Genomic DNA, 11571 nt, shown 5'->3' on the forward strand with positions numbered 1-11571 from the left:
CATTTGTCCCAGTTTCGCACCAGGGTCGATGTCCGTTATGTGTATTTCTGTTCTGACCAGCGGAGATAAGTGTAACTCGGCGTAAACTGATAACTCAGGCAGCCTCTTCCACGCGGCGCGAGTTGGCCGACAGCCAGCGCCGGATCGCGTAGTTCAACTGGTCGGGATCGACACCGAGTTCGGTGGCGGTCGCCGCGAGGATCTCCTCGGCGAGGCCGTCGTCGGTGGCCTCCGAAATGCCGAGCGCGCCGCTGATGAACACGTCCGCCACCCGATTCGGCCGGACCCCGGGGATCCCGGCGAGCATCAGGAAGTGCGCCCACGTGACATCGCTGCTCTCCCCGCACACCTCGATCCACGCGTCGTGGATCTGCTCCAGGGCGGCTTCGTCGCGGGCGGCCTCGAGAAGGTCGTCGATGCTGTTGATCCGGAGCTGGTGTAGTCGCTCCGCCGCCAGCTGGATGTGGCGCGCTTCGATCGGCACACCGGTCGCGGAGTACCGCCTCTTGTACGAACCGACCTTGCCCGCCCACTGCTCCGAGCTGCCCGCCTCCTCGAACGTGCGGAGAAGGTCGCGCGCGCCGTCGGTGAGGGGCTGATCGGGGTGCGCCCGCCGGTACGCCAGGTAGCGGTCGACGACGGCGACCTCGCTGTGCCCGGCGCTCGACTGCACCGATTCGATGATGCAGAGGGCGAGGCTGTGCCGGTAGGCATCGGAGGTGACCCAGCCGGACGGGTCTCCCAATCGGTCGCGGCACGCGGTGACGACGGTTTCGACGGTATCGGCAGAGACGGTCACGAGATCCTCCAAAGGCAGTCTGTTCTGTGCTCTGTCCGGTGTATCGACAGGGCCTCCGGGAACGTTGCACTGGAGCTGAAGATTCCTCGAGAACCACCGTCAGTGGTGGGCCAGCAGGTCTGTGACCTCGCTGTCCGAGAGTTGATGAAAATCGTCGTACGCGTTGCCGACTCCGCCGAGATCGGCCGGAATGTACGGGCAGACCACCTCGTCGGCGGTCACGCGCAGACGTCCGACGGCCTCGGGCGCCGCCACCGGGACCGCGACGATCACGCGTGCCGCGCCCAGTTTCTTCACCGATTGGCACGCCACCGCCGCGGTCGCGCCCGTGGCCATGCCGTCGTCGACGAGGACGGCCGTGCGGCCCTTGAGTGACACGCGCGGCTTCCCGCCGCGCAGCACCCGCGCCCGCCGTTCGAGTTCGCGGCGCTCCTTCGCCTCGACCATGGCGAGTGCGGGCTTGCTGATCCGGGCGATGCGGATGACGTCGTCGTTGATCACCCGGGATTCGCCCTCGCCGATGGCGCCCATGGCGAGTTCCGGCTGCCACGGGACACCCAGTTTGCGGACGAGGACCACGTCGAGGGGCGCCGACAGGGCGGCAGCGATCTCGAACGCGACGGGGACGCCGCCGCGCGGCAGACCGAGCACCACCAGATCGGTGCCGCGCAGGTGCTCCAATGCGGCGGCCAGTCTGCGGCCGGCGTCGGCGCGACTGGTGTACAACATCGAACGCTCCGTGATCGGGGAGAACGGTTCGTCTCCGACGCTACTCCCTATCGGGCCGTTCAGATCTCGCCGACGGTGAATCGGCGCAGGGCGAGGGCGGGGTTCTTCTCCCGCACCTCGGTGATTCGCTCCGCGCTGACCGCCGCGACCGCGGTGCCCACCCGCTCACCGAGCGAGGCGAGGGTCACGCCCATCGGATCGACGATCATGCTGTTCCCGGCCCCGGTGCGCGCGCTCTGGTCGGCGGCGGCCACGTACACGGTGTTCTCGATGGCGCGTGCCCGCACGAGAGTGGACCAGTGGTCCTCCTTCAACGGTCCGGGCACCCACTGTGCGGGCAGCAGCAGCACGTCGGCGCCCGCGTCGACGATGCGGCGGGTGACCTCGGGGAACCGGAGGTCGTAGCAGGTCTGCATGCCGAACGTGAGGCCGTCGACCGCGAAGGTCTCCGGGGCGCCGATCTCCCCGGCGCGTATGACGTCGGATTCCTTGTAGCCGAACGCGTCGTACAGGTGGAGTTTGCGGTAGGTGGCGACGATGTCGCCGCCCGGTCCGAGCGCGACGAGGGTGTTGGAGATGTGATCGTCCCCGGGCAACTGCTCGTTGACCCCGGCAATCAGGTGGACGTCGAGTTCCTTCGCGGTCGCGGCCAGCCCGCTGACGAACTCGCCGTCCAGGCCCTCGGCCGACTCGACGATCCGCTCGTCGGTTCTCGGCGCCGTGAACATCGCGTACTCCGGCGCCACCACCACCTTTGCGCCGCGGCCGGCGGCCTCGGCGGCGAGCGTGCGCAGGGTGCGCAGGTTCTCCTGCTTGTCCTGACCGGGAGCGAACTGAATGACAGCGACATCGACCATGCCGTCCACGCTAGGCGACGAGGTGCGGCAGGTGTCTCCCGTCCCGGTCGCCGCGTATTTCCGCGGCGTGGCGATGCACTGTGGACTCGTGCACTAAACTGCTGGTCAATGAGTGATATCGAGCGTGACCCCGAACCCCCCACTTTTGCCGACCTCGACATCGATGATCGGGTCTTGAAGGCACTGTCCGATGTGGGCTACGAGTCGCCCTCGCCGATCCAGGCAGCCACCATTCCGCCCCTCCTCGCCGGCAACGACGTCGTCGGCCTTGCGCAGACCGGCACCGGCAAGACCGCTGCGTTCGCGGTACCGATCCTCTCGAAGATCGACCTGACGCAGAAGTCGCCGCAGGCGTTGGTCCTCGCTCCGACGAGGGAACTGGCGCTGCAGGTCGCGGAGGCGTTCGGCAAGTACTCCGCCCATATTCCGGGCCTGCACGTCCTGCCCATCTACGGTGGTCAGAGTTACGGCGTCCAGTTGTCGGGGCTGCGGCGCGGCGCACACGTCGTGGTGGGCACGCCCGGTCGAGTGATCGACCACCTGGAGAAGGGCACGCTCGACCTGTCCAAGCTCTCCTACCTCGTCCTGGACGAGGCCGACGAGATGCTGAAGATGGGTTTCCAGGAGGACGTCGAGCGCATCCTCGCCGACACTCCGGAGTACAAGCAGGTGGCGCTGTTCTCGGCGACGATGCCGGGGGCCATCCGCAAGATCTCGAAGCAGTACATGCACGATCCCGTCGAGATCACGATGAAGTCGAAGACGTCGACGGCCTCCAACATCTCGCAGCGGTACGTCCAGGTGGCGCACCAGCGCAAGCTCGACGCCCTGACGCGTGTCCTCGAGGTCGAGGACTTCGAGGCGATGATCATCTTCGTGCGCACCAAGCAGGCCACCGAGGACCTCGCGGAACGACTGCGCTCGCGCGGATTCTCCGCGTCGGCGATCAACGGCGACATCGTGCAGGCGCAGCGTGAACGGACCATCGGCCAGCTCAAGAGCGGCGCCCTCGACATCCTCGTGGCCACCGATGTGGCCGCGCGTGGTCTGGACGTGGACCGCATCTCCCACGTCGTCAACTACGACATCCCGCACGACACGGAGTCGTACGTCCACCGGATCGGCCGCACCGGTCGCGCCGGGCGCGCCGGTGAGGCGCTGCTGTTCGTGGCGCCGCGCGAGCGGCACCTGCTCAAGGCCATCGAGAAGGCGACCCGTCAGCCGCTGGCCGAGATGCAGCTGCCCAGCGTCGACGACGTCAACGCGCAGCGGGTGTCCAAGTTCGGCGACTCGATCACCGAGAGCCTCACGTCCGACAACCTGGCGTTGTTCCGCAAGATGATCGAGGACTACGAGCAGGAGCACGACGTCCCGCTCGCCGACATCGCCGCCGCGCTCGCGGTGCAGTCGCGCGACGGTGAGGCGTTCCTCATGGCGCCCGAACCGCCGCCCGCGCCCCGCCGCGAGCGCGAGCCCCGCGAACGTCCGGCGCGCCGTTTCGACGACGGCCCCCCGACGCGGTCGCGTGGACCGGAGGGCCAGGAGCTCGCGACGTACCGCATCGCGGTCGGCAAGCGGCACCGTGTCGTGCCGGGTGCGATCGTCGGTGCTATCGCGAACGAGGGTGGGCTGCGGCGCAGCGACTTCGGGCACATCAGCATCCGCCCGGACCACAGCCTGGTGGAGTTGCCCGCAGACCTGTCCAGCGAGACCCTGGAAGCCCTGCGCCGCACCCGGATCTCCGGTGTGCTGATCCAGCTGCAGCCCGATTCGGGTCCGCCGTCGGGTCGGCCGCGCGGTGGCCGCGACGATCGGGCAGGCGGAAAGTTCCAGCGCGACCGGGACAGCCGGAAAAGGCCGCGCGAGTAGTTCTCGCGCGGCCGTCCCGAACGGGATTCCCGGCGGTTACGCCGGGGGAGCGGGAGCCGGGGCGGGCTGTGCCGCCTCGGCGGGCAGCGGACCCTCCTCGGGAACGAAGAACGAACCGACGGTCGGCAGCACGTAGCACGTCGCGTTGGTGTAGCCGACGGTGCCGAAGATCGATGCCACGACGGTGCCCGGCCCCGTCGCCACGACCTTGTTCAGCGCCGGGTAACCGCCGTCGGTGACGCCGTCGAGGGGCAGGATTCCGCTGGCGCCGGTGTTGGTGTTGATCCACGCGACGTTGAGTCCCGACGACTTCACGACACCGGGGTATGCGGAGAGGGCCTGGAACCTGATCTCGTTGGCCTTCACCTCGGCGGTGGGCCCGGTGGTGCCCGATGCCAGCGTCAGCGTGACCGGTGCGACGGTGCCGCAACCCACGGTCGGTGCGGTGTAGAGGAACGGCGTGTACGCGCCCGCGACGTCATGCAGCACGGTCGACGTGGCCAGCGCCTCGACCGCGGCCTTCTCCTCGGGCTTGTCGGCCTGGGTGCGCAGTTCGGCGAGTCCGGGGAGGTCCGGGGTGGCCGGTTCCGCCGCTGCCGTGCCCGAGAGGCCGAAAGTCGCCGCGATACCGACCGTTGCCGCCGCGATCGTGCGTCGCATCACGCTCATACCGTCCACCTGAACTCCTCGTTGTCTCGTCCGGGCAGCTCTGCAGCGCCGCCCGAGCGGAGAATTTACCCGAGAGAGTGGAATCAGTCAGGACCAGCCGCTGCCGCCGGCCAGCGTATCGGCGCGTGCGCCGTCGAGGGATTGCCGGATGATGTCGGCGTGACCGGCGTGCCGGGCGAGTTCCTCGATCTGGTGCAGCAGCATGTAGCGGACCGTGAAGGTGACTCCCGACGCCATCCACTGCGCCACGTCGGCGGGCAGGTCGACGTCGCGCTCCAGATCGGTTTCGGCGGCGACCGCGGCCTCGGTGGCGCGCTGGGCGTCGTCGAAGCGGGCGAGGAGGTCGTCGACGGTCTCGTCCTCGGCGACGTTCCATGCGGCCATCCACGCTGCCACCGGATCGCCGCCGGCATCGCACGGGGCCCCGGTGATGCGGGAGGTCATCGCCTCTTCGCCGTCGATCACGTGCTTGAGGAGGGAAGCCAGGCTCATCTCGCTGGCGCTGGGCACGCTGCGGGCCTGCTCCTCGGTCAGCCCGGACAGCGCGTTACGAAAGGCGGTCCGCTGGTTGTCCAGCATGAGGAGAAGGAGTCCGCGCTCGTCGGAGATGGGGTTCTGGGTGCTGGGTGTCTCGGTCATGCGTTCAGTCTGGCGCGGATAGCGGACACCTACTGTCCTCGATCGACACTCTGCGCGCGTTCCCGGCGGTTCGGCCAGGACCGACCTACGATCGAGGCACGTGTCCGGGGAACGCCCCTGTTCCTGTGATCGAGTCGCGAACCGAGGTGCTTATGCCCCTGGAAGATTCGTCGTCGGCCTTCGCCGACCCGTCCCGGGAGGGTGCGGCCCCGCCGGAGCACGACCTCGAAGGGCACATCATCGAGGCCCGGTCCGAGGACTTCTTCCACGCCCGAGAACTGCAAGTGGACAACGAGTGGTTCAAGACCGCGGTGTTCTACGAGGTTCTGGTCCGCGCGTTCTTCGATTCCTCCGGCGACGGAACGGGCGATCTCCAGGGGCTGACGTCCAAACTCGACTACCTGTCCTGGCTCGGCGTCGACTGCCTGTGGCTGCCGCCGTTCTACGACTCACCGCTACGCGACGGCGGATACGACATCCGCGACTTCCGCGCCGTGCTCCCGGAGTTCGGGACGGTCGAGGACTTCGTCCAGCTCTTCGATCAGGCGCACCGCCGCGGGATCAGAGTCATCACGGACCTGGTCATGAACCACACCTCCGACACACACGCATGGTTCCAGGAGTCGCGCGCCGACCCCGAGGGCCCGTACGGCGACTTCTACGTGTGGTCGGACCGGGACGCGGGGTACCCGGCCGCGCGCGTCATCTTCGTCGACACCGAGACGTCCAATTGGACGTGGGATCCGGTGCGCAAGCAGTACTACTGGCATCGTTTCTTCTCCCATCAGCCGGACCTGAACTACGACAATCCCGACGTCCAGGGCGCGATGATCGACGTGCTGCGGTTCTGGTTGGACCTCGGAATCGACGGCTTCCGGTTGGACGCCGTGCCCTACCTGTTCGAGCGGGAGGGCACCAACTGCGAGAACCTGCCCGAGACCCATGCGTTTCTCAAGAAGTGCAGGGCCGTCATGGACGCCGAGTACCCGGGGCGGGCGCTGCTCGCCGAAGCCAACCAGTGGCCGTCGGACGTCGTGGAGTACTTCGGGGAGCCGGACGTGGGCGACGAGTGCCACATGGCGTTCCACTTCCCGCTGATGCCCCGCATCTTCATGGCCGTGCGGCGGCAGAACCGGTTCCCGATCTCCGAGATCCTCGCGCAGACCCCGCCGATTCCGAGCTCGTGCCAATGGGGAATCTTTCTCCGGAACCACGACGAGCTGACGCTCGAAATGGTGTCGGACGAGGAGCGTGACTACATGTATTCCGAGTACGCGCAGGATCCGCGGATGAAGGCGAACATCGGCATCCGGCGACGTCTCGCGCCGTTGCTCGAGAACGACCGCAACCAGCTCGAGCTGTTCACCGCGCTGCTGCTGAGCCTGCCGGGTTCGCCCGTCCTCTACTACGGCGACGAGATCGGCATGGGCGACAACATCTGGCTCGGCGATCGGGACTCGGTGCGAACGCCGATGCAGTGGACTCCCGACCGCAACGCCGGATTCTCCCGCGCCGACCCGGCGCGAATGTACTTGCCGGTCATCATGGATCCCACGTACGGCTACCAGTCGGTGAACGTCGAGGCGCAGATGAACTCGACCAATTCGTTGCTGCACTGGACCCGGCGCCTGATCCAGGTCCGCAAACAGCATCCGGCGTTCGGAACGGCGTCGTTCACAGAGCTCGGCAGCGCGAACCCGGCCGTCCTGTCGTATGTTCGGGAGACGCCGCCGAGCCAGGACCGGCCGTACAGCGACGTCATTCTGTGCGTCAACAACCTGTCCAGGTTCCCGCAGGCGGTGATCCTGGACCTCACCCAGTTCGCCGGCCGAATTCCCGTGGAACTCACCGGTTCCGTTCCCTTCCCCTCCATCGGGGAGGACGGGTACATGATCACACTCCCCGGTCACGGATTCTTCTGGTTTGCGCTGCAACCGGATCCGAAGTCCGACGGCGCGGTGAGCGGACACCCGGTCAGCAGCGAAGCGGAACAGGCGGTGCAGCAGTGAACGAACCCAGCAGTGAACGCATTCCCGACGAGACCCTCGAGCGGCAACTCGTCCGATGGTTGCCGGATCGGCGGTGGTTCGCCGCCAAGGGCACCACCATCTCGGCGGTGCGGATCCTGCTGCGCCACGAGTTGATGTCGGTCTTCGGCTTCTCCGCCGAGCATCTCCTGGTGTCGGTGGAGTTCGAGGCGGGGCCGCCGCAGGTGTACCAGATACCGCTGGGGTTCCGCAGTCATCTGCCCGAGGACCTCGAGCCGTGGGCGCTGCCGGACGGCGACGGGAACATCATGATCGCGTACGACGGCCTGCACGATGCCGAGATCATCACCCTGTACGCCGACCTGCTGTCGGAGGCCGAGGGGTCCGGGCCGGTGCAGTTGAAGACCGTGCCGGGCACGGTGATCGAAGCGGGGCTCCGCGGGCGGACGCTCGGCGCGGAGCAGTCGAACACGTCGGTGGTGCTGGGGGAGAAGCTTCTGATGAAGATCTTCCGTCTGGTCACGCCGGGGGTGAACCCCGACGTCGAACTCCACCTCGCGCTCGCCGAAGCGGGCAGCGAATACGTGGCGACGCTGCGAGCGTGGATGGAGACGGACGTGGCCGGGATTCTGACCACCCTTGCGATGGTGCAGGATTTCGAGGCCAACTCGGCGGACGGGTGGAGCATGGCGCTCGGCAGCGTCCGCGACCTCCTGATCGAAGCGGATCTCCACGCCGCGGAGTTGGGAACGGACTTCGCCGGCGAGTCCTACCGGATGGGCGCCGCGGTCGCCGAGGTGCACGCGACCCTGGCGCGTGCGCTCGGTGCGGAGGAACGACAGGTGGCGTCGACGACCGTGGAGGCGATGACGCGCAGGCTGGACGCCGCCACCTCGATCGTTCCCGAACTGGGAGCGGTGGCCGCGGCGGTGCGGGGCAAGTTCGCCGAGGCGGAAGCTCTGGGAGCCACCACCGTCCAGCGGATTCATGGCGACCTGCACCTGGGTCAGGTGCTGCGGACGCCGGAGCGGTGGCTGCTCATCGACTTCGAGGGGGAGCCCGCCAAGACGCTCGACGAGCGCCGCGAACGGGACAGTCCGTTGCGGGACGTCGCGGGAATGCTGCGGTCCTTCGACTACGCCGCTCACCACCTGCTGGCCGATTCGGTGCCGATGGGAGCGATGGGGGCGGCGTCGCAGCGGGACTTCCGTGCGAGGGAGTGGGCGCAGCGCAACGCCGACGCCTTCTGCGAGGGCTATGCCTCCGTGTCGGGCACCGACCCGCGTGAGGCGGCGGCGTTGCTGCGGGCCTACGAACTCGACAAGGCGGTGTACGAGACCGTGTACGAGGCGAGGAACCGCCCGAATTGGATCGGCCTGCCCCTCTCCGCCATTCGCAGACTCACCGGAGTACCTCGGTGAGAGTCGGGGACGAGACCGTGCCCGTGTCGAACTGAGTGCGGTACAGCTCCTCGTACCGGCCGCCTGCGGCGAGCAGTTCGGAGTGGGTGCCGCGTTCGACGATGCGCCCGGCCTCGACCACGAGGATCAGATCGGCGGCGCGGACGGTCGACAGCCGGTGCGCGATCACCACCGCGGTCCGTCCGGCGAGGGCCTCGCCCAGCGCCTCCTGGACGGCGGCCTCGGACGTGGAGTCGAGGTGCGCCGTCGCCTCGTCGAGGATGACCACCCGCGGATGCGCGAGCAGCAGGCGCGCGATGGTCAGCCGCTGGCGTTCGCCTCCCGACAGCCGGTAACCGCGTTCGCCGACCACTGTGTCGAGGCCGTCGGGCAGGGCGGCGACGAGGTCGGTGAGCCGCGCCCGTTCCAGCACCTCCGCGAGTTCGGCCGGCGTGGCGCCCGGGCGGGCGAGCAGGAGGTTGGCCCGCACGGTGTCGTGGAAGAGGTGCCCGTCCTGAGTCACCATGCCGACGGTGGCCCGCACGGAGTCGGCCGTCAGGTCGCGCACGTCCACCCCGCCGAGTTTCACCGAGCCGGCGTCTGCGTCGTAGAGCCGGGGAACCAGTTGGGCGATGGTGGACTTGCCGGCTCCGGACGATCCCACCAGCGCGACCATCTGCCCGGGTTCGGCGCGGAACGACAGCTGGTGCAGTACGTCGACGCCGCCGCGGGTGTCGAGGGTCGCGACCTCTTCGAGCGACGCCAGCGACACCTTGTCGGCGGAGGGGTATGCGAACTCCACGGAGTCGAACTCCACCGACACCGGGCCCTCGGGCACCGCGACCGCGTCGGGCTTCTCCGCGATCAGCGGCTTCAGGTCGAGGACCTCGAAGACGCGCTCGAAGCTCACCAGCGCACTCATCACGTCCATGCGTGCGCTGGCCAGTGCGGTGAGGGGCGAGTACAACCGGGTCAGCAACATCGCCATCGCGACGACGGCACCCGCGTCGAGTTGTCCGCGCAGTGCGTAGAACCCGCCGAGCCCGTAGACGAGCGCCAGCGCGAGAGCGGATACGAGAGTGAGCGCGGTGACGAACACCGACTGCAGCATCGCCGTGCGGACGCCGATGTTCCGTACCCGCCGGGCACGGACCGCGAACTCGGCGGACTCCTCGGACGGACGGCCGAACAGCTTCACGAGTGTGGCACCCGGCGCCGAGAACCGCTCCGTCATCTGAGTGCTCATCACCGAATTGTGGTTGGCTGCCTCACGATTGAGTTGCGCCAGCCGTGCGCCCATCTTGCGGGCGGGCAGGACGAAGATCGGCAACAGCAGCAGCGCGCACAGCGTGATCTGCCAGGAGATCCCGATCATCACGATGAGCGTGATGCCGAGCGTGACGAGGTTGGACACCACGCCCGACAGCGTGTCGCTGAACGCGCGCTGCGCGCCGATCACGTCGTTGTTGAGGCGGCTGACCAGCGCGCCGGTGCGAGTGCGGGTGAAGAACGCGATCGGCATCCGCTGCACGTGGTCGAACACGGCGGTCCGCAGGTCGAGGATCAGGTTCTCACCGATGCTCGCGGACAGCCACCGCGTCCACAGGGCGAGTGCGGATTCGAGTACGGCGATGACCGCGATGAGCGCCGCGAGGCGCACGACGACGGACACCGCGTCGCCCCCGACGATGGCGTTGACGACACGGCCCGCCAGCACTGGGGTGGCCACGGCCAGCGCGGCCGTGACGACGCTGAGCAGCAGATACCACCCGAGGCTGCGCCGATGCGGCAGGGCGAAGCGGGCTATCCGCCGCAACGTGGTGCGGGAGAAGGGTCGACGATCCTCTTGGGCGTGCATCGCGTTGTACATCGCGTTCCACGCCGTGACTTCCATGCTCATGCCAGCGGCCTCCTGTCGCTACCCCCACGGTAGAGCCGGGGTATGACACGACGGTAGAACCTCAACGTTACTCGAGGTCAAGCTGCGGGCGGGAAGCGCTACTTCGCGACGTCCACGACCACCCGCGTCGGATCGGACAGGGTCGACACCGTGAAGGGACGGTCCGGTTGGGTCACGCCGATGAACGACTGCGTGACGCCTTCGAACACGAGCGCGCCGTTCACCTCGGTCACCGTGCCGCCGGGAACACCGGGCACCGGGTTGGGGCCCGAGTATCCCTCCACATCACTGTCGAACGGGTACGCCGAGCCGTCGATCTGCACCTGGAGGATGCCGTTGCCCGACACCGGGATCGTCTTGCCGCTGCCGTCCTGCACCGCCTCGTCCACATATGCGACCCGCCAGCCCGGCGTGCCCTTGCCGCCGAGTTCGTACACCACGCGGTCGAATCCCTCGTGCTCGCCGACGCGGACGTCGGTGACCGTGAGCTTCGCGGACTCGGACGCCGCGGACGATTTCGGCGACGCGTCGGTCGGGATCGGCGCCGACTCGGATTCGAGGGCGCTGCTGGTGGTGGCGGCCGCGGCCGGGGACGTCGCCGCCACACTGCTGGCGGAGTTCGACTCCGAGCATCCGGTGAGCGTCAGCGTCAGGGCGCAGGCGGCGAGCGCGGCGAAGGGACCGATCCGGTGGTTGATCATGATCCGATCGTAAGCCGGGT

Annotated in this window: 10 protein-coding genes; 3 read left to right on the plus strand and 7 right to left on the minus strand. The window is 68.1% G+C overall.

The window, feature by feature from the left end; genetic code table 11:
* Positions 1 to 94: 94 nt before the first annotated feature.
* From CJ177_RS03450 to CJ177_RS03460, 3 genes are all read right to left on the minus strand, one after another.
* On the minus strand, positions 95 to 799 hold the full coding sequence (locus CJ177_RS03450; RefSeq protein WP_095867448.1) for a heme peroxidase: 705 nt from the start codon (positions 797 to 799) through the stop codon (positions 95 to 97).
* 99 nt (positions 800 to 898) lie between these two features.
* Positions 899 to 1528, minus strand: coding sequence for a phosphoribosyltransferase (locus CJ177_RS03455; protein WP_061041796.1), 630 nt, complete (start codon positions 1526 to 1528; stop codon positions 899 to 901).
* A gap of 59 nt (positions 1529 to 1587) precedes the next feature.
* Entirely contained in the window at positions 1588 to 2385 is a 798-nt protein-coding gene (locus CJ177_RS03460) for a carbon-nitrogen hydrolase family protein (protein ID WP_061041797.1), read from the minus strand.
* A gap of 108 nt (positions 2386 to 2493) precedes the next feature.
* Here CJ177_RS03460 and CJ177_RS03465 point away from each other — a divergent pair, with 108 nt between their 5' ends.
* The gene (locus CJ177_RS03465; RefSeq protein WP_025432210.1) at positions 2494 to 4254 is read left to right on the plus strand and encodes a DEAD/DEAH box helicase; all 1761 of its coding nucleotides are present in this window, start codon (positions 2494 to 2496) and stop codon (positions 4252 to 4254) included.
* A 36-nt stretch (positions 4255 to 4290) separates the two neighbouring features.
* Here CJ177_RS03465 and CJ177_RS03470 read toward each other — a convergent pair whose 3' ends face one another.
* Together CJ177_RS03470 and CJ177_RS03475 are read right to left on the minus strand one after the other, a co-directional pair.
* A complete protein-coding gene (locus tag CJ177_RS03470) occupies positions 4291 to 4923 on the minus strand; it encodes a hypothetical protein (RefSeq protein ID WP_095867449.1) in 633 nt (210 codons plus the stop codon).
* 87 nt (positions 4924 to 5010) lie between these two features.
* The gene (locus CJ177_RS03475) at positions 5011 to 5562 is read right to left on the minus strand and encodes a DinB family protein (protein WP_095867279.1); all 552 of its coding nucleotides are present in this window, start codon (positions 5560 to 5562) and stop codon (positions 5011 to 5013) included.
* A gap of 152 nt (positions 5563 to 5714) precedes the next feature.
* Between CJ177_RS03475 and treS the strand changes: the two genes are divergently transcribed.
* Together treS and CJ177_RS03485 are read left to right on the plus strand one after the other, a co-directional pair.
* Positions 5715 to 7571: a maltose alpha-D-glucosyltransferase gene (gene treS / locus CJ177_RS03480; protein ID WP_095867450.1), complete on the plus strand. Its 1857-nt coding sequence runs from the start codon at positions 5715 to 5717 to the stop codon at positions 7569 to 7571.
* Positions 7568 to 8971 carry a phosphotransferase gene (locus tag CJ177_RS03485; RefSeq protein WP_095867280.1) on the plus strand — a complete coding sequence of 468 codons (1404 nt, stop codon included), beginning with the start codon at positions 7568 to 7570 and terminating at the stop codon, positions 8969 to 8971. The genes treS and CJ177_RS03485 overlap by 4 nt, the downstream gene beginning before the upstream one ends.
* Here the strand turns inward: CJ177_RS03485 and CJ177_RS03490 are convergent.
* Together CJ177_RS03490 and CJ177_RS03495 are read right to left on the minus strand one after the other, a co-directional pair.
* Positions 8952 to 10850, minus strand: a complete 1899-nt coding sequence (locus CJ177_RS03490) for an ABC transporter ATP-binding protein (RefSeq protein ID WP_005239412.1) — start codon at positions 10848 to 10850, stop codon at positions 8952 to 8954. The two genes, CJ177_RS03485 and CJ177_RS03490, sit on opposite strands and share 20 nt — an antisense overlap.
* 98 nt (positions 10851 to 10948) lie before the next feature.
* A complete protein-coding gene (locus CJ177_RS03495; protein ID WP_005239414.1) occupies positions 10949 to 11551 on the minus strand; it encodes a hypothetical protein in 603 nt (200 codons plus the stop codon).
* Positions 11552 to 11571: the final 20 nt, after the last annotated feature.

Origin of the sequence: Rhodococcus sp. ACPA1 (assembly GCF_002300195.1) — a bacterium.
Classification (GTDB): domain Bacteria; phylum Actinomycetota; class Actinomycetes; order Mycobacteriales; family Mycobacteriaceae; genus Rhodococcus_F; species Rhodococcus_F opacus.